The sequence below is a fragment of the Mesorhizobium sp. M0016 genome (genome assembly GCF_040324035.1).
In the GTDB taxonomy this organism is placed as follows: domain Bacteria; phylum Pseudomonadota; class Alphaproteobacteria; order Rhizobiales; family Rhizobiaceae; genus Mesorhizobium.
In genome coordinates, this window is record NZ_JAMYVM010000042.1 from 1 (window position 1) to 24536 (window position 24536).

The following is a 24536-nucleotide window of genomic DNA, read 5'->3' on the forward strand; positions in this document are numbered from 1 at the left end:
TCAGCGACGTCTTGCCATGATCGACGTGGCCAATCGTGCCAATGTTCACATGAGGCTTGTTACGCTCGAATTTACCTTTTGCCATGTGATGTCTCCAATCTGCTCGCCCGTACGGGACTTGAATTAAGTTACCGATGCAACCCGCTGGGGTTACGCGTATTTCTTCTGGACTTCCTGGGCGACCGCGGTCGGCACAGGCTCATAGTGATCGAACTGCATCGTGTAGGCAGCGCGGCCCTGGCTCATCGAGCGCAGGTTGTCGACGTACTTGAACATGTTGGCCAGCGGCACCATCGCGTTGATGACGACAGCCACGCCACGCGCTTCCTGGCCCTGGATCTGGCCACGACGGCCGTTCAGGTCGCCGATGACGCTGCCGACATAGTCTTCCGGCGTCACGACTTCGACCTTCATGATCGGCTCGAGCAGTTGCACGCCAAGCTTGGGTGCAGCTTCACGGAAGCAGGCGCGGCCGGCGATTTCGAACGCCAGGACGCTGGAGTCCACATCGTGGTAAGCGCCGTCGATAAGCGTCGCCTTGACGCCGATCATCGGGAAGCCCGCGAACGGACCCGACGACATGACGCTGTTGATGCCCTTTTCGACACCCGGGATGTATTCCTTGGGAACCGCACCGCCGACGATCTTGGTCTCGAACTCGAACTCCGAGCTTTCCGGGTTCGGTTCGAACACGATCTTGACGCGAGCGAACTGACCGGTACCGCCGGTCTGCTTCTTGTGGGTGTAGTCCTGCTCGTGCCTGCGGGTGATGGTCTCGCGGTAAGCCACCTGCGGCGCGCCGACATTGGCCTCGACCTTGAACTCGCGGCGCATGCGGTCGACGATGATGTCGAGGTGAAGTTCGCCCATGCCCGAAATGATGGTCTGGCCGCTTTCCTCGTCGGTCTTGACGCGGAAGGACGGATCCTCGGCGGCCAGGCGGTGAAGGGCGAGGCCCATCTTTTCCTGGTCGTTCTTGGTCTTCGGCTCGATGGCGATCTGGATGACCGGATCGGGGAATTCCATGCGCTCGAGGATGACCGGGTGCAGCGGATCGCTGAGCGTGTCGCCGGTGGTCGTGTCCTTGAGGCCAGCCAGAGCAACGATGTCGCCGGCAAAGGCTTCTTCGACGTCGGCGCGCGAATTCGCATGCATCTGCAGCATGCGGCCGATGCGCTCTTTCTTGCCCTTGACGGTGTTATCGACCGAGATGCCCTTGGTCAGTTTGCCCGAATAGATGCGGGCAAAGGTCAGCGAACCGACGAACGGGTCGTTCATAATCTTGAAGGCCAGCATCGACAGCGGCTCGTTGTCGTCGGCATGACGCTCGATCTCGGCATCGGTCTTGGCGTCGACGCCCTTGATGGCGGGAACATCGGCCGGCGACGGCAGGTATTCGACGACGGCGTCGAGCAGCGGCTGCACGCCCTTGTTCTTGAAGGCCGAGCCACAGAACATCGGGTAGAACTTGACCGCGATGGTGCCCTTGCGGATCAGCGCGCGGATCTCGTCATTCGACGGCATCTTGCCTTCGAGGTAATTCTCGAGGGCCGTCTCGTCCATTTCGACGGCGGCTTCGATCATCTTCTCGCGGTATTCTTCGGCCCGGGCCTGAAGGTCGGCAGGGATCTCGACGACGTCCCAGGCAGCGCCCAGCGTCTCGTCGCGCCAGACCAGCGCGTTCATCTCGACGAGATCGACGACACCCTTGAACTCGGTCTCAGCGCCGATCGGCAGTTGCATGACGACGGCATGCGCACCAAGACGCGAGCCGATCATCTCGACCGAGCGGTAGAAGTCGGCGCCGATCTTGTCCATCTTGTTGCAGAAGATCATGCGCGGAACTTTATACTTGTCGGCTTGGCGCCAGACAGTCTCGGTCTGCGGCTCGACACCGGCATTGGCATCGAGCAGCGCAATGGCGCCGTCGAGCACGCGCAGCGAACGCTCGACCTCGATGGTGAAGTCGACGTGTCCGGGAGTGTCGATGATGTTGAAGCGGTACATCTTGCCGCTGCGACCCTTCCAGAAGGTCGTGGTGGCGGCGGACGTGATCGTGATGCCGCGTTCCTGCTCCTGCTCCATCCAATCCATGGTGGCAGCGCCGTCGTGGACTTCGCCGATCTTGTGCGACTTGCCCGTGTAATAGAGGACGCGCTCGGTGGTCGTCGTCTTGCCGGCGTCAATATGCGCCATGATACCGAAATTGCGGTAGTCTTCGATTTTATATTCGCGGGCCATCTTGGATGCCTTCTCAGTCTCGTTCGCGCTTTACCAGCGGTAGTGTGCGAAAGCGCGGTTGGCTTCTGCCATCTTGTGGGTGTCTTCACGCTTCTTCACGGCGGTGCCGCGGTTATTGGCCGCGTCCATCAGCTCGCCGGAGAGGCGGTCGACCATGGTGGTCTCGTTGCGGTTGCGCGCAGCTGCAATCAGCCAGCGGATCGCCAGGGCCTGGCGGCGCTCGGGGCGCACATCGACCGGAACCTGGTAGGTAGCGCCGCCGACGCGGCGCGACCGGACTTCCACATGCGGCGCAACATTGTCGAGCGCCTGATGGAAGACGGTGACCGGCTCCTGCTTGGTCTTCGACTGAACCTGGTCGAGCGCACCGTAGACGATGGTCTCGGCAACCGACTTCTTGCCGTCATACATGACGGCGTTCATGAACTTGGTGACGATCAGATCGCCGAACTTCGGGTCCGGATTGATCTCACGCTTTTCTGCACTGTGACGACGCGACATGGCTTTTGTCTCTCAATCTCGTAGCCCGACGCATTCAAGCAGCGCCAGGGCCGGAAAATCTTACTTCGGACGCCCTTACTTCGGACGCTTGGCGCCGTACTTCGAACGGCGCTGCTTGCGGTTCTTCACGCCCTGCGTGTCGAGCACGCCGCGGATGATGTGGTAGCGCACGCCCGGAAGATCCTTGACGCGGCCGCCGCGGATCATGACCACGGAGTGTTCCTGAAGGTTGTGGCCTTCGCCGGGGATGTAGCCGATCACTTCAAAGCCGTTGGTCAGGCGGATCTTGGCCACCTTGCGCAGTGCCGAGTTCGGCTTCTTCGGCGTCGTTGTATAGACGCGCGTGCAGACGCCCCGCTTCTGCGGGTTCTGCTGCATGGCCGGGACCTTGTTGCGCTTCACCGGCGCAATGCGCGGCTTGCGGATCAGCTGGTTGACGGTAGGCATTAAACCCTCTTGTCTCTCAATTCCGTGTCTCGCCCGGTCAGGGCCGCTCAAAGCGCCAATTCCATACGCAAATTCGGGCCATAAACCGCGCCTCGCGGTCCTGCCCGAACAAAATGCAGAGGAAGCGGGAACCGCTTCATGCGCGCCGGAAATGTCTTTTCGCTCGTAAAACGAACCCTGTTTGAGGCAAACTCCAAAGCGTGTCGCTTCGGAAGGGAGAGCCTCACATCGGTTCTGACTGGGCGGCTTCTACTCGCAAGACCGTGAACCGTCAACCCCGGCACGCCAAATATTGCGCGCTGACGACGGCTTGGCAGCCATGTGAAAGACGCATGTAATTTTCTTTCTTCATTTTGCAAGGCAGAGGAAGAAAGTGACCCGCGCAGACAAGAAAGTGACCGGCTTTTGGCTGTCATGCGCGGGTTCTTCATGGCAAAAGGCGCCATGGACAGCGCAAATCCCCTCGCCCGCACCCGTCTCAAAAGGAATCAGCCCGTGAACGACAATGAGGAGCGCCCGGTCACCATCATCACCGGCCGCGTCTGGAAAAAGAAGGGCGGCAAGCCGGAAGGCGTGCATGTGATGCTGGTCGCGCCCGACGACGATTCGGCCGTGCGCCGGGCGCTCGAATCGCTCGCCGCCGAAGGCTATGCCGAAGCTGAGCTCGACCAGATCGGCGATATGGAGGGCGTACCCGACGAGGAGCCGCATCTGTCGGCCTTCCAGGGCGCGCTCGAAGGCGAAGTGTCGATCGTTACGTTCGAGGTTCCGCTCTGAGCGTCGCCGGCTGCTTGCGCCTGTCACCGCGCCGGCTTGCCCGGCACCGGTTCTCTGCTAAGAACCGGGCGACTTAACCAGCCAAATTCGAATCCGCGGAGTTCCCATGCCCTCGAACAATGGTCCCATCAAGCTCGGCATCGTCGGCGTCGGCAAGATCGTGCGCGACCAGCATCTGCCGGCAGTGGCCAAGGATGCGAACTACCGCCTCATCGCCGCCGCCAGCCGGCACGGCAAGGTGGACGGCATCCCGAATTTTCCGACCATCGAGGCGATGCTCGACGCGGTGCCGGAACTCGAGGCCGTGTCGCTGTGCATGCCGCCGCAGTTCCGCTACGACGCGGCACGCACCGCGCTGATGGCGAAAAAGCATGTTTTCCTGGAGAAGCCGCCGGGCGCTACGGTCAGTGAGGTCGAGGACCTGAAGCAGCTGGCGGCAGCCAATGGCGTTTCACTGTTCGCCAGCTGGCATTCGCGCTACGCACCGGCAGTGGAGGCCGCGCGCGCCTTCCTAGCGTCGGCCAAGGTCAACTCGGCTGCCATCGCCTGGAAGGAAGATGTCCGCCGCTGGCATCCGAACCAGGATTGGATCTGGGCGCCGGGCGGTTTCGGCGTCTTCGATCCCGGCATAAACGCACTGTCGATCGCAACCCACATCCTGCCGGCGATGTTCATCACCTCGGCCGTCCTCGACTTCCCGGAAAACCGCGCCTCGCCTGTGGCGGCCCACGTGACCTTCCGTACCTCGGATGGGTTGCCGGTGACCATGGAGCTCGACTGGCTGCAGACGGGACCACAGAGCTGGGACATCCTGGCCGACACCGACAAGGGCAAGATGGTGCTGTCCGGCGGCGGCACCAAGCTCGCCATCGACGGCAAGGTGGTTCACGACGAGCCGGAGGCCGAATATCCCCAGCTTTACCGGCGCTTCGCTGAAATCGTACGCGCCGGCGTCTCCGATGTCGATTTGGCACCCCTGCAGCACGTGGCCGACGCCTTCATGCTCGGCAAGCGCAATGTGGTGGGAGCGTTCTTCGATTGAACGATGAGTTCTGCCGGACCGCAGTCCGGACACTCACCATGCAGCCTTACTCGACGATCGCAATCGCAAAGCCGTCATAGCCTTTGGCGCCGACGGTCTGGATGGCGGTGCCGTCCAGGCGCTTGTCGCCGCCGATGAAGGAAAACGCACCGCGTGCGCCTTCGACATACGCGTCACGGCCATCGTCGTTGAGCACGGTGCCGTCGCGGATGACGTTGTCGCAGATGATGACCGTCCCCGGCCGCGACAGGCGCATGGCCCATGACAGATAATTCGGGTTGTTCGGCTTGTCCGCGTCGATGAAGATCAGATCGAACGGACCGGCATTTTCGGCAGCCAGCGTCTCAAGCGACTGAAGCGCGGGGCCGATCCTGAGCTCGACCTTGTCCGGCACCCCTGCCCGCTCGAGATTCGAGTGCGCGACTTTTGCATGATGCGGCTCGAGTTCGAGCGTCACGATCTTGCCGCCGACGGGCAATCCCCTTGCCATCCAGATGGTCGAGTAGCCGCCAAGCGTGCCGATCTCCAGCACCTTCCTGGCGCCGCTGATGCGGACCAGCAGCGACAGCAGCTTGCCCTGCGCCGGCGATACGTCGATGGCCGGCAGGCCCTGGTCGCGGTTGGCCGCAAGCACCGCTTCGAGGATGGGATCTGCCTCGAAGAGAGAGGAAACGATGTAGTCGTCGACGTCAGTCCAAACCTTCTTGCTCATGTTTTCCTCGATTCGATTGGGGGTCAAAACGCGAAAAGGGGCCACTGGGGCCCCCTTCCTTCTTCTCGTCCTACCGCGCTTACTGCGCGGCGTTGACCATGTCGGTCAGCATCGGCTCGGCGACCTCGACACCGGACGCCTTGCGGCGCTCGTCGATGATCAGTTCGTCGCGCGAGGTGGCGATGCGCCGGATCTGGCTCATCGTGCCGCCGGTACCGGCCGGGATCAGCCGGCCGACGATGACGTTTTCCTTCAGGCCCTGCAGCATGTCGGTCTTGCCGGCAACCGCAGCTTCGGTCAGCACCCTGGTCGTCTCCTGGAAGGAGGCGGCCGAGATGAAGGAAGGCGTCTGCAGCGAGGCCTTGGTTATGCCCAGCAGCACCGGCTGGCCTTCGGCCGGCTTCTTGCCGTCCTCGACCAGGCGCTCGTTGACCTCTTCCAGTTCGATCACGTCGACGTGGTCGCCCGGAATGTAGGTCGAGTCGCCCTGTACCGTGATCTCAACCTTCTGCAGCATCTGGCGAACGATCACCTCGATGTGCTTGTCGTTGATCGACACGCCCTGCAGACGGTAGACTTCCTGGATTTCGTTCACGAGGTAGGAAGCAAGTGCTTCCACGCCCTTGATCGCCAGGATGTCGTGCGGCGCCGGATTGCCGTCGAGGATGTAGTCGCCCTTCTCGATGACGTCGCCGTCCTGGAGATGGAACGGCTTGCCCTTCGGGATCAGGTATTCGACCGGCTCAAGCGTCGAGTCATGCGGCTCGATGATGATGCGGCGCTTGTTCTTGTAGTCGCGGCCGAAGCGGATCGTGCCATCGATCTCGGCGATGATGGCGTGATCCTTCGGACGACGTGCCTCGAACAGCTCGGCAACACGCGGCAGACCGCCGGTGATGTCCTTGGTCTTCGCGCTTTCCATCGGGATACGCGCCAAAACGTCGCCGGGACGAACCTGCGAACCCGGCTCGACCGAAAGAATGGCCTCGACCGAGAGCAGGAAGCGGGCGTCGCCGCCCTTCGACAGCTTGCCGACCTTGCCCTTGGGGTCAAGGATGGCGATCGCCGGCTTGAGGTCGTTGCCGCGTGGCGTCGAGCGCCAGTCGATGACCTCGCGCTTGGTGATGCCGGTCGATTCGTCGGCCGTTTCCTGAACGGAAATGCCGTCGACCAGATCCTCGTACGACACCTTGCCTTCGATTTCGGTAAGGACAGGGCGGGTATAGGGATCCCATTCGGCGATACGCTGGCCCCGCTTCACCTTGTCGCCATCGTCCACGAAGATGCGCGAACCATAGGTAAGGCGATGCGAGGCACGCTCCTTGCCGGCTTCGTCGAGGATCAGCACCGCCATGTTGCGGCCCATGACCATCTGCTGGCCGTCCGAGTTGCGCACCACGTTGCGGTTGCGGATCTCGACCTTGCCCTCATACGAGGCTTCAAGGAACGAGCTGTCCACCACCTGCGCCGTACCGCCCATGTGGAAGGTACGCATGGTGAGCTGGGTGCCCGGCTCGCCGATCGACTGCGCCGCGATGACGCCGACGGCTTCGCCCTGGTTGACCGGGGTGCCGCGGGCAAGATCGCGTCCGTAGCAGACCGCGCACACGCCGATCCTGACCTCGCAGGTCAGTGCCGAGCGAATGCGGACCGACTGCACGCCGGCCTTTTCGATCTTTTCCACGTCACGTTCGTCCATCAGCGTTCCGGCCTTGACCAGAACTTCGCCCGAAACCGGATGCGTGATGTCGTCGAGCGAGGTGCGGCCCAGCACGCGCTGACCGACCGAAGCAACGACCTGACCGGCATCGACGATCGGCTGCATGGTGAGGCCCTTGTCGGTGCCGCAATCCACGGAGTTGACGATGCAGTCCTGCGCCACGTCGACCAGACGACGGGTGAGGTAACCCGAGTTCGCCGTCTTCAAGGCGGTGTCGGCCAGACCCTTGCGGGCGCCGTGGGTCGAGTTGAAGTACTCGAGCACGGTCAGGCCTTCCTTGAAGTTCGAGATGATCGGCGTCTCGATGATTTCACCCGAGGGCTTTGCCATCAGGCCGCGCATGCCGGCGAGCTGACGCATCTGGGTGGGCGAACCACGCGCACCCGAATGCGACATCATGTAGATCGAGTTCATTGGCTTTTGACGGCCACTGTCCTCGAACTCGACGGCCTTGATGCGGGCCATCATCTCGTCGGCGACCTTTTCCGAGCACTTCGCCCAGGCGTCGACGACCTTGTTGTACTTCTCGCCCTGCGTGATCAGGCCGTCATTGTACTGCTGCTCGTACTCCTTGGCCAAAGCCTCGGTGTCGGAAACCAGCTTGATCTTGGCGTCCGGGATCAGCATGTCGTCCTTGCCGAACGAAATGCCGGCGCGGCAGGCGTGGCTGAAGCCGAGGGCCATGATGCGGTCGCAGAAAATGACCGTCTCCTTCTGACCGCAGTGGCGGTAGACGGTGTCGATCATCTTGGAGATGTTCTTCTTGGTCATCTCCTGGTTGGCCGTCTCGTAAGGCACATTGACGTTCTTCGGCAGCAGCTCGCCGATGATCATGCGGCCAGGCGTGGTGTCGTAGATTTTCGACACGACCTTGCCTTCGGCGTCGACCGTGCGGAAACGACCCTTGATCTTGGAGTGCAGCGTCACCGCCTTGGTCTCGAGCGCGTGCTGGAGTTCGCCCATGTCGGCAAACACCATGCCTTCGCCCGGCTCGTTCTGATTGACGATCGAGAGATAGTAGAGACCCAGGACCATGTCCTGCGACGGCACGATGATCGGCGCGCCGGAAGCCGGGTGCAGGATGTTGTTGGTCGACATCATCAGCACGCGGGCTTCAAGCTGCGCTTCCAGCGAGAGCGGCACGTGAACGGCCATCTGGTCGCCGTCGAAGTCGGCGTTGAAGGCCGTGCAGACCAGCGGATGCAGCTGGATCGCCTTGCCTTCGATCAGGATCGGCTCGAACGCCTGGATGCCCAGGCGGTGCAGCGTCGGCGCACGGTTCAGCAGCACCGGATGCTCGCGAATGACCTCGTCGAGGATATCCCAGACTTCCGGACGCTCCTTCTCGACCAGCTTCTTGGCCTGCTTGACGGTCGAGGAGAACCCCTTGGCGTCGAGGCGGGCGTAGATGAACGGCTTGAACAGTTCGAGCGCCATCTTCTTCGGCAGGCCGCACTGGTGCAGCTTGAGCTCCGGACCGGTGACGATGACCGAACGGCCCGAATAGTCGACGCGCTTGCCGAGTAGGTTCTGGCGGAACCGGCCCTGCTTGCCCTTCAACATGTCGGACAGCGACTTCAGCGGACGCTTGTTGGCGCCGGTGATGACGCGGCCGCGACGGCCGTTGTCGAACAGCGCATCGACGGCTTCCTGCAGCATGCGCTTTTCATTGCGCACGATGATGCCGGGGGCGCGCAGCTCGATCAGCCGCTTCAGACGGTTGTTGCGGTTGATGACGCGGCGATAGAGATCGTTCAGGTCGGACGTCGCGAAACGTCCACCATCCAGAGGAACCAGCGGGCGCAGGTCCGGCGGGATCACCGGAACCACCTTCATGATCATCCATTCCGGACGGTTGCCGGACTCCATGAAGTTCTCGACGACCTTGAGTCGCTTCAGATACTTCTTCTGCTTCAGCTCGGACGTGGTCGAAGCCAGTTCCGAACGCAGGTCGCCGGCGATCTTCTCCAGGTCCATGCCGGCCAGAAGGTCATGAATGGCCTCGGCGCCGATCATGGCGGTGAACGAATCCTCGCCATATTCGTCGACGGCGATCATGTACTCTTCCTCGCTGAGCAGCTGGTGCTCCTTCAGCGCGGTGAGGCCAGGCTCGGTAACGATGTAGTTCTCGAAGTAGAGGACGCGCTCGATGTCCTTCAGCGTCATGTCGAGCAGTGTGCCGATGCGCGACGGCAGCGACTTCAGGAACCAGATGTGAGCGACAGGTGCCGCCAGCTCGATGTGGCCCATGCGTTCGCGGCGAACGCGCGACAGCGTGACTTCGACGCCGCACTTTTCGCAGATGACGCCCTTGTACTTCATGCGCTTGTACTTGCCGCACAGGCATTCATAGTCCTTGATCGGGCCAAAAATGCGCGCGCAGAACAGACCGTCACGCTCCGGCTTGAAGGTGCGGTAGTTGATGGTCTCCGGCTTCTTGATCTCGCCGAACGACCAGGACAGAATCTTCTCAGGGCTGGCGAGCGATATCCGGATGGAATCGAACACCTGCGCCGGCGCCTGCGGATTGAAGAGATTCATGACCTCTTGGTTCATGCCGTTCTCCTTTTCGGGGTCCTCGAAAACCCCTTGCATCTAACGCGGGCCAAATGCCCGCTGAGTGGTCGGCCCACTGGCCGTAGAATTTGTTGCATCCGGTCGCGGCGTTCCGCGACCGGATGTCTTGCTTACTCGGCCGCGCCCCTATTCGGCAGCATCTGGCAGCCGGACAGGGTTGTCGTCGAGCTTGGTATTCTCCAGCTCGACATTGAGGCCGAGAGACCGCATTTCCTTGACGAGCACGTTGAAGCTCTCGGGAATGCCGGCCTCGAACGTGTCGTCGCCGCGCACGATCGCCTCGTAGACCTTGGTGCGGCCGGCGACATCGTCCGACTTCACCGTCAGCATTTCCTGCAGCGTGTAGGCGGCGCCATAGGCTTCCAGCGCCCAGACCTCCATTTCGCCGAAGCGCTGGCCACCGAACTGCGCCTTGCCGCCCAGCGGCTGCTGGGTAACGAGCGAGTAGGGACCGATCGAACGCGCGTGGATCTTGTCGTCCACCAGGTGGTGAAGCTTGAGCATATAGATATAGCCCATCGTCACCTTGCGATCGAACGGCTCGCCTGTGCGTCCGTCATAGAGCTGCGACTGACCGCTGGTGTGCAGGCCCGCCTGCTCCAGCATGATGTTGATGTCGACTTCATGCGCGCCGTCGAACACCGGTGTCGCGATGGAGACGCCGCGGCGCATCTGCTCGCTGAGGCGAACGATGCTCTCGTCGTCATATTCGCGGACCGGCTCGTTGCGGTCGTTGGCCGGGATGAAGCTCTCGAGCGTCTTGCGCAACGGCTTGATGTCTCCAGCCGTCTTGTAGGCGTCGATAAGCTCGCCGATCTTCTTGCCCATGCCCGCGCATGCCCAGCCCAGATGCGTTTCCAGGATCTGGCCGACATTCATGCGGCTCGGCACACCCAGCGGGTTGAGCACGATATCGGCATGCGTGCCGTCCTCGAGGAAAGGCATGTCCTCGACCGGAACGATCCGCGAGACGACACCCTTGTTGCCGTGACGTCCCGCCATCTTGTCGCCCGGCTGCATCTTGCGCTTCACGGCCACGAAGACCTTGACCATCTTCATGACGCCCGGAGGCATTTCGTCGCCGCGCTGCACCTTCTCGACCTTGTCCATGAAGCGTTGCTCGAGCGCCTTCTTGGAATCGTCGTACTGGCCACGCAGGGCTTCCAGTTCGCTCTGGAGCTTTTCGTTCTCCACCGCAAACTGCCACCACTGCGAACGCGGATACTCGTCCAGCGTGTCCTTCGACAGCTTCGAGCCCTTCTTGAAGCCCTTCGGCCCGGCAATCGCTTCCTTGCCGACGAGAACGTCGGAAAGGCGCGAATAGACGTTGCGGTCGAGGATCGCCTGCTCGTCGTCGCGGTCCTTGGCGAGGCGTTCGATCTCCTCGCGTTCGATCGCCATGGCGCGCTCGTCCTTCTCGACGCCGTGGCGGTTGAAGACGCGCACTTCGACGACGGTGCCGAAGGTGCCCGGAGGCATGCGCATCGAGGTGTCGCGAACGTCGGACGCCTTTTCACCGAAGATGGCGCGCAGGAGCTTTTCTTCCGGCGTCATCGGGCTTTCGCCCTTCGGCGTGATCTTGCCGACCAGGATGTCGCCCGGCTGCACTTCCGCGCCGATATAGACGATGCCGGCTTCGTCGAGGTTCTTCAGCGCTTCTTCCGAAACGTTCGGAATGTCGCGCGTGATTTCCTCCGGTCCAAGCTTGGTGTCGCGGGCCATGACCTCGAATTCCTCGATGTGGATCGAGGTGAAGACGTCGTCGGCCACGATGCGCTCGGAGAGCAGGATCGAGTCCTCGTAGTTGTAGCCGTTCCACGGCATGAACGCGACCAGCACGTTGCGGCCGAGCGCCAGATCGCCGAGCTCGGTCGACGGACCGTCGGCGATGATGTCGCCCTTGTTGACGCGGTCGCCCATGCGCACCAGCGGACGCTGGTTGATGCAGGTGTTCTGGTTCGAACGCTGGAACTTCATCAGCCGGTAGATGTCGACGCCCGACTTGCCGGGATCGAGATCTTCCGTGGCGCGGATGACGATACGCGTCGCGTCCACCTGGTCGACGATGCCGCCGCGGCGGGCGCCGATGGCGGCACCCGAGTCACGGGCAACGATCGGCTCCATGCCGGTGCCTACGAACGGCGCTTCGGCGCGCACCAGCGGCACGGCCTGACGCTGCATGTTGGAGCCCATTAGCGCGCGGTTGGCGTCGTCGTTCTCGAGGAACGGGATCAGCGCCGCGGCCACGGACACCATCTGCTTGGGCGACACGTCCATGAGATCGACGTTTTCGCGCGGCGCCATCATCACTTCGCCGGCGCTGCGGCAAATGACGAATTCGTCGACGAAACCACCATTCTTGTCGAGCTCGGCGTTGGCCTGCGCAACGTGGTGCTTGGACTCTTCCATAGCGGAGAGATAGACGACCTCATTGGTCAGCTTGCCATTGACGATCTTGCGGTACGGGCTTTCGATGAAGCCGTACTTGTTGACGCGCGCGAAGGTCGCCAGCGAGTTGATCAGACCGATGTTCGGGCCTTCCGGCGTCTCGATCGGGCAGATGCGGCCGTAATGCGTCGGGTGCACGTCGCGCACTTCGAAGCCGGCGCGCTCGCGGGTCAGACCGCCCGGGCCAAGTGCCGACAGGCGGCGCTTGTGGGTGATCTCCGACAGCGGGTTGGTCTGATCCATGAACTGCGACAGCTGCGAGGAACCGAAGAACTCGCGCACGGCGGCAGCCGCCGGCTTGGCGTTGATCAGGTCCTGCGGCATCACCGTATCGATCTCGATCGAGGACATACGTTCCTTGATCGCGCGCTCCATGCGCAGCAGGCCGACGCGGTATTGGTTCTCCATCAGCTCGCCGACAGAACGCACGCGGCGGTTGCCGAGATTGTCGATGTCGTCGATCTCGCCCTTGCCGTCGCGCAGCTCGACCAGCGTCTTGACCACGGCCAGGATGTCGTCCTTGCGCAGCACGCGCACGGTATCCTCAGCCTTGAGCTCGAGGCGCATGTTCATCTTGACGCGGCCGACGGCCGACAGGTCGTAGCGCTCCGAGTCGAAGAACAGCGAGTTGAACATGGCTTCGGCGGTTTCAAGCGTCGGCGGCTCGCCCGGGCGCATGACACGGTAGATGTCGAACAGTGCGTCCTGGCGGCTCTCGTTCTTGTCGACGTTGAGCGTATTGCGGATGTAGGCGCCGACATTGACGTGGTCGATGTCGAGAACCTTGATCTCGCTTTCGCCCGTGCCGAGCAGCACCTTCAGCGTCTTTTCATCGATCTCGTCGCCGGCTTCGAGGAAAATCTCGCCGGTGCCGTAGTTGACGATGTCCTCGGCCAGGTAATTGCCGAGCAGATCCTCGTCGGTCGCCTTGATCGCCTTCAAACCCTTTTCGCCAAGCGCCCTTGCCTGGCGGGCGGTGATCTTCTTGCCGGCCTCGACGACAACTTCGCCTGTGTCGGCATCGACGAGGTCGCCAACGGCCTTGAGGCCGCGGAAACGCTCGACGTTGAACGGGATGCGCCAGTGGTCGCCGGCGCGCTTGTAGGTGATCTTGTTGTAGAAGGTCGACAGGATCTCTTCGCCGTCCATGCCGAGCGCCATCAAGAGCGACGTCACCGGAATCTTGCGGCGGCGGTCGATGCGGGCATGCACGACGTCCTTGGAATCGAACTCGATGTCGAGCCACGAACCGCGATAGGGAATGACGCGCGCCGCAAACAAAAGCTTGCCCGAGGAGTGCGACTTGCCCTTGTCATGGTCGAAGAAGACGCCCGGCGAACGGTGCATCTGCGAGACGATGACGCGCTCCGTGCCATTGACGATGAAGGTGCCGTTGAGCGTCATGAGCGGCATGTCGCCCATATAGACGTCCTGCTCCTTGATGTCCTTGATCGACTTTGCGCCGGTATCCTCGTCGATATCGAACACGATGAGGCGCAGCGTCACCTTGAGTGGCGCGGCATAGGTCAGGTCGCGCTGACGGCATTCGTCAACGTCGAATTTCGGTCCTTCGAACTCGTACTTCACGAACTCCAGCATCGAGGAGCCGGAGAAATCGGAGATCGGGAAAACCGACTTGAAAACGGCCTGCAGTCCCTCGTCCGGACGCCCACCCTTGGGCTCCGCCACCATCAGGAACTGGTCATAGGATGCTTTTTGAACCTCGATCAGGTTCGGCATCTCCGCAACTTCCGGAATCTTTCCGAAGAACTTGCGTACGCGTCTGCGGCCATTGAAAGTCTGGGTCTGGGCCATCGTCGCTCCTTAGCTATAAACTCGGGGCGAGCCTCGCCGCGGCTCACCTTGCATGCGCGGCCACCTCGGCGGCGGCCCCTGATCTGTTTCCCGCCGCCTGGCGGCGACGGCTAAAACGGGAGAAAACCCGTTTCCTGAAGGCCGGTTTCGGCCCTCAGGAAAGAGGTTCTCGTACATCTCGCGCTACGCATCCTCCCCTCTGGTGAAGGGAGTGGCGGACGGCGCGAGGCCGCCCGCCGCTTTTACGCTTACTTCAGGTCGACCTTGGCGCCGGCTGCTTCCAGCTGGGCCTTGAACTTCTCAGCGTCAGCCTTGGAAACGGCTTCCTTGACCGGCTTCGGAGCTGCTTCGACCAGATCCTTGGCTTCCTTGAGGCCCAGGCCGGTGATGGCGCGGACTTCCTTGATGACGTTGATCTTCTGAGCGCCTGCCTCGGTGAGGACGACGTCGAATTCCGTCTTTTCCTCAGCCGGAGCAGCAGCAGCGGCAGCGCCGCCGGCAGCGGCAACCGCCACCGGAGCAGCAGCCGAAACGCCCCACTTTTCTTCCAGAAGCTTCGACAACTCGGCCGCCTCGAGGACGGTCAGCTTCGAAAGGTCGTCTACGATCTTTGCCAGATCAGCCATTGTTGTATTCCTTCATCAGGTTCGAACGTGTGTTTGTGATAGCGAGGAACGGCCTCATGCCGCCTCGTCCTTCCGGGCGTAAGCGCCGATGACGCGCGCGACCGAAGCCGCTGGCGCATTGACGATCTGGGCGATCCGGGTTGCCGGCGTGGCGATCATGCCAACCAGCCTGGCGCGCAACTCATCGAGCGACGGAAGTGTGGCGAGTGCCTTCACACCGTCGGCGTTGAGCGAGGTGGTGCCCATTGCGCCGCCGAGAATGACCAACTTGTCATTTCCCTTGGCGAAATCGGACGCGACCTTCGGCGCCGCAATCGGATCCTCCGAATAAGCGATCAGCGTCTGTCCCTTGAACAGGTCGATGATCGATGCGGAGTCCGTGCCCTGAAGAGCGATTTTGGCGAGACGGTTCTTCGCGACTTTGACGGTGCCACCGGCAGCGCGCATTTTCGACCGAAGGTCGTTCATTTGCGCGACGGTGATACCGGCGTAGTGGGCCACGACGACTGAACCAGCGCCTGCAAAGGCACCATTCAGGCCCGTGACGAGTTCGCGTTTTTCCGCTCTGTCCACTGCCTATCTCCAGTTGACCCCTGCCCCGCTAGTGGGACAGGCGTCGGGTTGCCTTTTTGCCGGCCGGGCCATCCATTACAGATCTCCCGAACGACGCTCGAGGATCCTGCCCCCTTTCGCCACATCGACGGCAAGCCGGAGATGCGCAGACAAAAGGCAAACACGGTTCGAACCTTTCATTGGAGCTTGTCGCTCCGTTGTCCGGTTTTCACCCGTCTCATGCAGGCCTAGTTCAATTAAGGCTTCTGGGCCGCCTGCAATCTCGGACAGGATGTCCGGAAGCCTCTCGACTTCCGGTACCGGGCCGCCGACAAGTCGGAGGCCCGGAATTCACTTGCGGATCAGCGCCTTGGCAGCCGATCCAGATGTTCGTATCAAGACGCTGCGAGCGTCGAGACGTCGAGCTTGAGGCCCGGGCCCATCGTCGAGGTGACCGACACCTTCTTGACGTAGTTGCCCTTGGCGCCAGCCGGCTTTGCCTTGGTCACGGCATCGGCGAAGGCGCGGACGTTTTCTTCCAGCGCCTTGACGTCGAACGAGACCTTGCCGACGCCGGCATGAACGATGCCGGCCTTCTCGACGCGGAACTCGACAGCGCCGCCCTTCGATGCCTTGACGGCGGCGGCGACGTCGGTGGTGACGGTGCCGACCTTCGGGTTCGGCATCATGCCGCGCGGGCCCAGCACCTTGCCCAGACGGCCGACCAGCGGCATCATGTCCGGCGTGGCGATGCAGCGATCGAAGTCGATCGTGCCCTTCTGGACGATGTCGACCAGATCCTCGGCACCGACGATGTCGGCGCCGGCGGCGCGAGCCTCATCGGCCTTGCCGCCACGTGCGAACACGGCGACGCGGACAGAGCGGCCGGTGCCGTTCGGCAGGTTGACCACGCCGCGGACCATCTGGTCGGCATGGCGCGGGTCGACGCCGAGGTTCATCGCCACTTCGATGGTCTCGTCGAACTTCACCGTCGAACGGTCCTTGAGCAGCTTCAGCGCCTCACCAAGGGCATAGGCCTTGTTGGGGTCGATGCCGTCGCGGGACTTCGATACACGCTTTGCAATCTTTGCCATGATCTCAGCCCACCACTTCCAGACCCATCGAGCGGGCGGAGCCCTCGACCATGCGCATGGCCGCCTCGACGTCGTTTGCGTTCAGATCCTTCATCTTCTGTTCGGCGATGGCGCGCACCTTGTCGCGACCGATCGTGCCGGCCTTGATCTTGCCCGGCTCTTTCGAACCCGAAGTCAAGTTCGCCGCCTTTTTCAGGAAGTAGCTCACCGGCGGCGTCTTCATGACGAAGGTGAAGGACTTGTCCTGGTAATAGGTGATGACGACCGGGATCGGCGATCCCTTTTCCATTTCCTGGGTCTGCGCGTTGAACGCCTTGCAGAATTCCATGATGTTGATGCCGCGCTGACCAAGTGCCGGGCCGATCGGCGGAGACGGCGTAGCCGATCCCGCTTTGACCTGGAGCTTGAGCTGGCCTGCAATTTTCTTAGCCATCTCTTTCCTGCCTTTATCTCATGCCGGCCCCAGTATCGGGAACACCGGCGGTTGCAGTCTGGTGGTGCGGTCCGCGCGGCCGGCTAAAGCCGCATTCGCCTCCCACCCGTTCATGGCCGCGCGCTTTCCGCGCCGCCTCCCCTTGCCGGCGAACCGGCGCAGGGTTTTCGGATCAGCCCTTTTCGACCTGTCCGAATTCCAGATCGACCGGCACGGCGCGCCCGAAGATCGAAACTTCCACCTTGAGCCGCGCCCGCTCCTCGTCCACTTCCTGGACGAAACCGTTGAACGAGGCGAACGGACCATCCGAAACGCGGATCGCCTCGCCGATCTCGAAAGTGACCGAGGGCTTCGGCCGCTCGACGCCTTCCTGAACCTGGTTCAGGATGCGCTGCGCCTCGGCTTCGGTGATCGGCACCGGCTTGGAGTCACCGAGGAAGCCGGTGACCTTCGGCGTGTTCTTGACCAGCGAGAACACCGCATCGGTCAGATTGGCCTTGAGCAGCACATAGCCCGGAAAGAACTTGCGCTCGGCATCGACCTTGCGGCCGCGGCGGATTTCGACGACCTTCTCGGTCGGCACCACGATCTGCTCGATATCGGCGGACAGGCCCTTCTGCTTGGCCTTGTTCTCAATGTCCTCGGCGACCTTCTTTTCGAAGTTCGAATAGGCGTGGACGATGTACCAGCGCGCGGTCATTTCAAGACTTCTCCGTAATCGCCGGACTTAATGGCCGAGGCTCAGTAACCGCTCGATCGCGTAGCCCATGGCCACGTCGGCGGTGAAGAAAAAGATCATCGCGATGACCGCGAATACGAGCACCATCACCGTCGAGATCATCGTCTCCCGGCGCGACGGCCAAGTCACCTTGGCAGTTTCCGCGCGGACCTGCTGGAGAAAGACGAAAGGATTTGTGGTTTTCGAAGCCATATGCCGCTCTGTCTTCAAGACCCGTTGGCCGGGTCTCCTGGATGATCCCGCTGGCCGGGACGTGCCGCCTGGGTTCAAGTCGACGCCGAATCAGCGCCATTTCGCCCATGCAAATCGGACGCGTAAAGCCGGCTTCCCAGCTCCACGCGTCGCGTGTCTGTTGTGTCTACATAAAACCGATTCTTGATCCACGCAAGTGGCAAGTGTCCGCTTTATGACCAAACGCCGCCTCGGAACCATCCAGTCGTCCCGTCCCGGCTATCGAGGCCTTATGTCTCAGTTCGCCCAATATGGCAAGCCACCTGCCCTTTTTCAATGCCGGACCCCAATTCCAGGAGGTGGATCCGGAAATCAGGCACGCGATTACAAGTTCGAGGAAATGGCGTTGCGGACGAACCTGCGACCTGCTGTTTTGGAAACCAAATGAAGCGCACGCAAGATTGGAATCCAGCTGCCCATGCCGAGGCAGCTGGATCAACCCAGGGTTAGTTAGGCACAGGCGAGTTCGACCCCGGCCACTGCGCCGATTCCGCATGGTGGGCGTGGGCGCGGCGCGATCACTGCCGGGCACGGGGGCGGGTCGTCGTCATCGTCGGGGCCGAAAGAACGCCCCCGACGCCGCCAAGCCTTGAGAACGCTGCGGCGCGAGGAGGGTCGCCAAGGCAGCACCCGGCCTGAAGTCTCTTTCCCCAGCGTGGGTTTCTCATCCAGAGCCTTCAACGCACTCAGAATCTGGTCGACAGGGATTACCGTGCCGTTGTCCAGGCGGCGCAAGGCAGGCTGGTTTTCCACCGCGCAGGCATCGGACGCCCACGAGGAAAGCAGTGCCCGCTTTTCTCCACTGCTGAGGCGTGGATGGTTGATGACGTTGTCTGGATTGTCGAGCAGGCACAAAGAAGTTTCAATTTTGCCCGAGCGTGCCGCAGAAAGTGTCGGTGTCTCGTAGAAGTTGTCCATCTCCATTCTCCGCAATCTGGGCCTCCCGGCCGAAGCCGGGAGGCGGACCGCCGGGATAACTGAATCGATACGATCAGGCCGCTTTGCGGGTGCGTTCCGTATCCTGGGCGATCTGCTTGCCCACCTGGGCGTCGCCGGCCCCGATGCTAATGCGGCGCGGCTTCAGCTCTTCGGGAATCTCACGGACGATGTCGATGGTCAGGAGACCGTTCTCAAGGTTTGCTGCCTTGATCTTCATGTGGTCGGCAAGCTTGAACGTCTGCCTGAAACTGCGGTAGGCGATGCCCTGGTGCAGCAGCTGGCGTCCGCTCTGGTCATCAGCCTTCTGGCCTGCCACGACCAGTTCGGGTCCATGCTGGGTCAGCTCAACCTCATCCTGGCTGAAGCCCGCGATGGCCATCGAGATACGGTAATCGTTCTCGTCGACCTTCTCGATGTTATAGGGTGGCCAGTCGGGCCGCGTACCATTGTCGGGCATGTCGAAAAGACGGTCAAAACCGACGGTGCTGCGATAGAGAGAGTCAAAGGTTCTCATAGCCACATCCTCCTTGAAGCAACATGGGTACAAGGGCGCCGCCCAGCAGCGCCGCCTTTTGCCAAGCCAATCGGCCTCGGCGGGAAACGAATTAGGAAGGGCTGAAAACCGGTTCAAGAGCCCTGTTCAAAAAAATTCCAGTAGCCAGGCCAGCATCCCGCTTCCAATAATTCGCAGCCGCTGAAAAGCAGCTGGCGGCAGCAAAATAGGCCTATTCTGAATTGTGAACGCAAATGGCAATTGGCTCGCCAATGGCAGTTGAATCAAGGAAATTGGTTCGTGGAAATACGCCGACTTCGGCATTGCGCGTCAGCGCTCTCGCTCTGCGCATGCCTTCGGAACGTCGCTCGTCGAGTACGCGGCTTCAGCCCAACCAAACGAGGAGCCAAAACAAGGCGTTTCTAAAATGCCGGATTCCAACGAGGAAAATGGCACGGGCAGCAGGGCTCGAACCTACGACCTGCGGTTTTGGAGACCGCCGCTCTACCAACTGAGCTATGCCCGTACGCGCGTTTCAGCGCAGGCGCTTCCTAAAAGCTTCCGGGCGCGCTGTAAAGAGTTGTCTGACGCGCTTTCAGATCCTTTGCCGGAAATCCGAATAGGTGATGACCAGCCCGTCCCTGCCGATCTCGATTTTTCGCCTGCCTGAAGCCGCATGCCGGCGCTCAATCCCCGGCCGGCGGCTTGTACGGCCCGCCCGGTACGCCCCAGCCCCAGGCCGGCATCGGTTCGGTCTGCGGGTCGCAGGTCTCGCCGAGGGTGGAATTCATCTTGGCAAGCCGTGACCCCCATTCGACATAGCCCATGAAGGCGGAACGGAATTCGGGATCGTCCGGCAGCCCGACCGCATCGGCGGCATCGGCAAGCAAGCTGATCCAGCGGCGGCGCTGTTCCTCCGTCAGATGCTTGCCCAAGTGATGCATGACCATCTCGCGATGGCCGCCATGCTGTTCGCTGTAGGTCTTGGGTCCGCCAAAAACCTCGCCGATGAAGGCCGCGACATGCGCGGGATGATCCGGCGACATGTGTTTGAACACCGGGCCGACCACCGGGTCGCGCGACACCTTGTCGTAAAAGGTTTCCGTCAGCCGGTTGAGGGCTTCGATGCCGCCGGCCCATTCGTAGAGTGTCGGGATATCCTGGCTCATTCTCGATCCTCCCCCGGGCGACGCCTGCCACGACGATAGCGGAGAAATCGGGCATGGCTCAACCTGGCTCGATGGCCAGTTTCTGCGATGCCTACAGTTTGGCGGGCGACTCGGCCTTGGCTGTCGGCGGAAACAAACAGTTGTCGGGCTTGGGTGAGGTTTTGCAAATAGCGGGGCCAGTTAGCGCCTCCACCGACTCCGGCCCGGTTGTCAGCCCGACTTTGAGCATCATGTCGGGCTCGAGCTGACGCTCGACCGAGCCTATCGCGGCGAACAGAGCTGGGTCCATCTCCATCTCCTCCAGGTAGGCTTTAACCAACTGCGTCTGTCCCCTCGAGGACATGCTGAGCCTCGCCTTGGGATCGACCAGCCTTTTGGCGCCGGCGGCAAGCATGAGCGCGCAGGCCGAATCGCACTCCACTCCAAAATCGCTAATCAGCCCGACATAGGCACCGTTATCGGCCAAGCAGCCTGCCTCGGGCGGGTCGCAGCCGACGATAGTGGTGCGAGCGACGGCGACGTCGAGCTTCCGTTCATGGATAAGCCTTCCCGCGGCCAGAGCGCTGAACAGGCTGCCCCCCTGTGAGCTGATCACCACCGGCAGCCGCCGGTTGCCAAGGGTGTCGAGCAACTGGCGCAACTTTTGCGGGGTCTGAGGCGTCATCGCGCCTTCCGCCGAGATCCATTCCGGGCAATCGGGATTGCAGAGCGAGTCTCTGCCGCGAACGACAACGAAGCGCATATCTGGCGTCGAATTCCCTGGCGCTGCCTGCAACGGCTTGGGAGCTGGAGCCTTGGCCGCCTGAGAAAGTGGGGGGCCGGTCTTTGCCTTGATCGCAGCCACCACGGCCGGCTTGGCCACGGGCGTTTGTCCGCCGGCTGGCTTGTTTCCCGGTATTTCCCGGCAGTTCGGAGCCGGCGGGTCGAACATGCACAAACTTGCTCTGGTAAACAGGTCCAGAGTGTCCGTGCTGGTGGCCAGTTTCATCGTCAGCATATCGTGGAGGCCGATCTGCCTGATGTCGCTGGCCGGCGTCGCCTTCATCAAGTCCAGCACGCCCTGCCCGATACCCATCTCTCGGAGATAGGCCGAGATCTTTCTCGCGTACCCCTTGCTCATCTCATAGGTCTTGTAGCTTTCACCGGGAGTGACGGTTTGCGTGGTGACCCGATATTTTTTGCCCCGTTTGACGCGATAGGTGGTCCGGTAGTGCGTTGTGGAGGGGAACCAGGTGGTGGTGATCTGATGAACACCCAGATAGTTCCAGCCGCCGGCGACGCGCCGGACGCCTCCGGCAAACATTAGCGGACAGGCGGAATTGCAGCTGGCACCGTCAGACGCTCTGCCGAAAAAAGCCGTGCCCTTGCCGTAGTCGGCGCCACAACCCTCTGTCCCGGGCCAACAATCGGGAAACTCGGTCTTGCCGATGGCGATATCGAGCTTGTTTTTGCGGATTATCCGGCCAAGCTGGAGCGCGGCTTCGACATTGCCACCGAAGGAATTGACGATGATGGGCAGTTTGTGGCTGCCAAGCTTCTTCAAGGTGCGCTTGAGCAGGGCTGGCGTCCCGGCTGCGATGTCGCCTTCGGCGGAGATCCACTCCGGACAATTGGGCTCGCAGCCCGGTGCGTTGCTGCGCGCGACGACAAACTTCATCTCCGAGCGATCCTCGGACCATATCGTCGGATCATTCGTCGGATAGGGCACTCCCTGCAGAGGGAGCAATGTCTGCCATGTCCCGGGGGCGGCATCCTCGGCCTTCGCGGCGAAGGCAGCCATCGCCATCGCGGCCACCGTCGCCAGCCGAACCAGCCCGCGCCGCCACCTTGCAGCATTGTCTGAACGGTGTCCCCAAACCACGCCCGGCAAACCCCTCAATGCAATCCATAATAGTTGCGGCGACGGTGCTTGCAATAGCTTTGAACCAACCGTGCAATACTTGTGCCGCGCAACGCCGGAAACAAAAAGGCAGCCCCAAAGACCGCCCTCTCCTGGTCGATCCGGCTGACGCCGGCTCGACTATTTCTCGATGGTGATGACGACGCCGGCACGACGGTGCGGCCGCCTTCACGGAAGGCGAAGCAAGGCTTCTCTTCCATGACGATAGGCGCGATCAGCCATTGGACGACGGCACCACGCGGCAATTCTCAGGTTTCGGCGCCGATCTGCAGATGCTGGAACCCGTCAGCGCATCCACCGACTGGCGCCCGGTCGTCAGGCCAACCTTCAGCATCATGTCGGGTTCGAGCTGGCGCTCGACCGAACTGCCCTGGAGCGCCCTGAACAAAGCGGGGCTGATCGCCATCTCGTCGAGGTAGGACTTGACCGCCTGCTTCTGCCCCATCAGATAGAGGCTGAGCCGCGCCTGGGTACCGACAAGCCGCCTGGCGCCACCGGCCAGCATGAGCGCGCAGGCCGAATCGCAGTCGCCGTCGCCATCGACGCTCAGCCCGGCATAGGCGCCTTCCCTGGCCAGGCAATTCCACTCTGCCGGGTCGCAGCCGACGAAATCGGTGCGGGCAACGGCAACGTCGAGCTTCTTTTCATGGATGATCCGGCCCGCCGCCAGGGCGCCGGAGAGGTCGCCGCCTCGCGAGCTGATCACCACCGGCAGCCGCCGGTTGCCAAGCGTGGCGAGCAATTGGCTGAGTTTCTGCGGCGTCTGGGGCGTAATCGCGCCTTGCGCTGCAATCCATTCCGGGCAGTCGGGATTGCAGAGCGGGTTGCTGCCGCGAACCACGACAAAGCGCATGCCGTCATCGTGCGGCGCGCTCTCCGGCTTCACCGGCAGCGGCGCAGCCTTTGCCACGTCCGGCAGGCCGCCGGCTGGCTTGTTCGCCGGTATTTCCCGGCAATTCGGAGCCGGAAGGTTCAGCCTGCACAGGCTTGCGCTGGTCAGCAAATCTGCAGCGTCGTCGCTGGTGACCAGCTTCATTGTCAGCATGTCGCTGAGGTCGATCTGCTGGATGTCGCTGGCCGGCGTGCTCTTCATCGTCTCGATGATGCTGAGGTCGACACCCATCTCCTTGAAATAGGCGGACAGCTTGCGCTCCACCCCCTTGCTCATCTCGTAGGTCTTGTAGCTGCCGGTGTTCTTGCGGCTGACGACCTTCTTGCTGATGACCCGCTTCTTGCCTTTCACGATCCGGTAGCGGACCTGATATTGCACGTTCATCTGCACGATCGTGGTCGTGATCTGGTGGACGCCGAGATAGGCCAGCGGCCCGACCAGGCGCCTGGTGCCGCCGGCCAGCATCATTGGACAAGCGGACGCGCAATAGCTGCCGAGCACATAGGGGCTGCCGATATAGTGCGCGCCTCTGGCGTCGTTCTCCTTGCAGTTTTTCATCCCCGGCTCGCAGCCGACGAACCAGGTCCTGCCGACCGCGATGTCGAGCTTGTTCTTGCGTATCATCCGGCCCATGGCGATGGCCGCATCGACATCGCCGCCCGGAGAGTTGATGACGATCGGCAATTTGCGGCCGCCGAGCGTTTTCAGGGCAGCCTTGAGCAGCGCCGGCGACTTGGCCGATATGGCACCCTCGGCCGATATCCATTCCGGACAGGTCGGCTCACAGCCCGCCGCGCCGCTGCGCACGACGACGAACCGCATCGGCGGATCCGGATCCGGCTCTGAATTTTTTGTCTCGGCCGCGAAGGCGGCGCTGCCCACGGCAAGCATCGACACCAGGCAGATCAGCCCCAGTGCCAACCATGGCCGACTATGCAAACGGTGCTGTGGAACCATCCGACCAAGCCCTCAACGCAATCTATACTGTAGAGGCTCACAGACTTGCAACAGAGATTGGGACCCCAAATAGGCACATCTAGCCAACGAAAAAGGGCGGCCCGAGGGCCGCCCCTATCCGTTTCGATCCGGCGATGCCGGGCTCGATTACTCTTTGATGGTGACGACGATGCCGGCACCGACGGTGCGGCCGCCTTCACGGATGGCGAAGCGCAGCTTCTCTTCCATGGC

Annotated in this window: 20 protein-coding genes and 1 tRNA gene; 2 read left to right on the top strand and 19 right to left on the bottom strand. The window is 61.9% G+C overall.

Annotation, left to right across the window (positions count from 1 at the left end):
• Window positions 1-150 precede the first annotated feature (150 nt).
• From fusA to rpsL, 3 genes are all read right to left on the bottom strand, one after another.
• Window positions 151-2241 carry an elongation factor G gene (gene fusA, locus NKJ88_RS31900; RefSeq protein ID WP_023667430.1) on the bottom strand — a complete coding sequence of 697 codons (2091 nt, stop codon included), beginning with the start codon at window positions 2239-2241 and terminating at the stop codon, window positions 151-153.
• Window positions 2242-2271: 30 nt separating this feature from the next.
• Window positions 2272-2742 carry a 30S ribosomal protein S7 gene (gene rpsG, locus NKJ88_RS31905; RefSeq protein WP_008875664.1) on the bottom strand — a complete coding sequence of 157 codons (471 nt, stop codon included), beginning with the start codon at window positions 2740-2742 and terminating at the stop codon, window positions 2272-2274.
• Between the two features lie 75 nt (window positions 2743-2817).
• Entirely contained in the window at window positions 2818-3189 is a 372-nt protein-coding gene (gene rpsL, locus NKJ88_RS31910) for a 30S ribosomal protein S12 (RefSeq protein WP_006333356.1), read from the bottom strand.
• Window positions 3190-3684: 495 nt separating this feature from the next.
• Between rpsL and NKJ88_RS31915 the strand changes: the two genes are divergently transcribed.
• Window positions 3685-3966 (top strand): transcriptional regulator, encoded by a 282-nt coding sequence (locus NKJ88_RS31915; RefSeq protein WP_023713029.1) that lies wholly within the window; start codon window positions 3685-3687, stop codon window positions 3964-3966.
• 106 nt (window positions 3967-4072) lie between these two features.
• The gene (locus tag NKJ88_RS31920; RefSeq protein WP_023825188.1) at window positions 4073-5008 is read left to right on the top strand and encodes a Gfo/Idh/MocA family protein; all 936 of its coding nucleotides are present in this window, start codon (window positions 4073-4075) and stop codon (window positions 5006-5008) included.
• A gap of 46 nt (window positions 5009-5054) precedes the next feature.
• On the opposite strand, the gene NKJ88_RS31925 is transcribed toward NKJ88_RS31920, so the two are convergent.
• The 16 genes from NKJ88_RS31925 to NKJ88_RS32000 form a co-directional block, all read right to left on the bottom strand.
• The gene (locus NKJ88_RS31925; protein ID WP_023667433.1) at window positions 5055-5720 is read right to left on the bottom strand and encodes an O-methyltransferase; all 666 of its coding nucleotides are present in this window, start codon (window positions 5718-5720) and stop codon (window positions 5055-5057) included.
• Window positions 5721-5799: 79 nt separating this feature from the next.
• Window positions 5800-9996, bottom strand: a complete 4197-nt coding sequence (rpoC, locus tag NKJ88_RS31930; protein WP_023667434.1) for a DNA-directed RNA polymerase subunit beta' — start codon at window positions 9994-9996, stop codon at window positions 5800-5802.
• A 147-nt stretch (window positions 9997-10143) separates the two neighbouring features.
• Window positions 10144-14280: a DNA-directed RNA polymerase subunit beta gene (gene rpoB, locus NKJ88_RS31935; RefSeq protein ID WP_023686024.1), complete on the bottom strand. Its 4137-nt coding sequence runs from the start codon at window positions 14278-14280 to the stop codon at window positions 10144-10146.
• A 248-nt stretch (window positions 14281-14528) separates the two neighbouring features.
• A complete protein-coding gene (gene rplL, locus NKJ88_RS31940) occupies window positions 14529-14906 on the bottom strand; it encodes a 50S ribosomal protein L7/L12 (RefSeq protein ID WP_023667436.1) in 378 nt (125 codons plus the stop codon).
• Window positions 14907-14960: 54 nt separating this feature from the next.
• Window positions 14961-15479: a 50S ribosomal protein L10 gene (gene rplJ / locus NKJ88_RS31945; RefSeq protein ID WP_023667437.1), complete on the bottom strand. Its 519-nt coding sequence runs from the start codon at window positions 15477-15479 to the stop codon at window positions 14961-14963.
• Between the two features lie 374 nt (window positions 15480-15853).
• Window positions 15854-16552 (bottom strand): 50S ribosomal protein L1, encoded by a 699-nt coding sequence (gene rplA / locus NKJ88_RS31950; protein WP_023667438.1) that lies wholly within the window; start codon window positions 16550-16552, stop codon window positions 15854-15856.
• 4 nt (window positions 16553-16556) lie between these two features.
• Complete coding sequence (rplK, locus tag NKJ88_RS31955) at window positions 16557-16985, bottom strand: 50S ribosomal protein L11 (RefSeq protein ID WP_006333334.1); 429 nt, start codon at window positions 16983-16985, stop codon at window positions 16557-16559.
• Between the two features lie 172 nt (window positions 16986-17157).
• Complete coding sequence (gene nusG / locus NKJ88_RS31960) at window positions 17158-17685, bottom strand: transcription termination/antitermination protein NusG (protein WP_006333333.1); 528 nt, start codon at window positions 17683-17685, stop codon at window positions 17158-17160.
• A 27-nt stretch (window positions 17686-17712) separates the two neighbouring features.
• Complete coding sequence (secE, locus tag NKJ88_RS31965; protein ID WP_023667439.1) at window positions 17713-17916, bottom strand: preprotein translocase subunit SecE; 204 nt, start codon at window positions 17914-17916, stop codon at window positions 17713-17715.
• Window positions 17917-18405: 489 nt separating this feature from the next.
• Window positions 18406-18873, bottom strand: a complete 468-nt coding sequence (locus NKJ88_RS31970; RefSeq protein WP_023731757.1) for a hypothetical protein — start codon at window positions 18871-18873, stop codon at window positions 18406-18408.
• Window positions 18874-18946: 73 nt separating this feature from the next.
• A complete protein-coding gene (locus NKJ88_RS31975; RefSeq protein WP_023667441.1) occupies window positions 18947-19408 on the bottom strand; it encodes an Hsp20 family protein in 462 nt (153 codons plus the stop codon).
• A 429-nt stretch (window positions 19409-19837) separates the two neighbouring features.
• Window positions 19838-19913, bottom strand: a tRNA-Trp gene (locus NKJ88_RS31980).
• 160 nt (window positions 19914-20073) lie between these two features.
• Window positions 20074-20556, bottom strand: a complete 483-nt coding sequence (locus tag NKJ88_RS31985) for a group II truncated hemoglobin (protein WP_023667442.1) — start codon at window positions 20554-20556, stop codon at window positions 20074-20076.
• Between the two features lie 91 nt (window positions 20557-20647).
• Window positions 20648-22342 (bottom strand): COG3904 family protein, encoded by a 1695-nt coding sequence (locus tag NKJ88_RS31990; protein ID WP_348524409.1) that lies wholly within the window; start codon window positions 22340-22342, stop codon window positions 20648-20650.
• Window positions 22343-22670: 328 nt separating this feature from the next.
• Complete coding sequence (locus NKJ88_RS31995; protein WP_348524408.1) at window positions 22671-24170, bottom strand: COG3904 family protein; 1500 nt, start codon at window positions 24168-24170, stop codon at window positions 22671-22673.
• A 282-nt stretch (window positions 24171-24452) separates the two neighbouring features.
• The coding region (locus tag NKJ88_RS32000) for an EF-Tu C-terminal domain-related protein (RefSeq protein WP_455749504.1) at window positions 24453-24536 on the bottom strand (84 nt) is incomplete at its 5' end.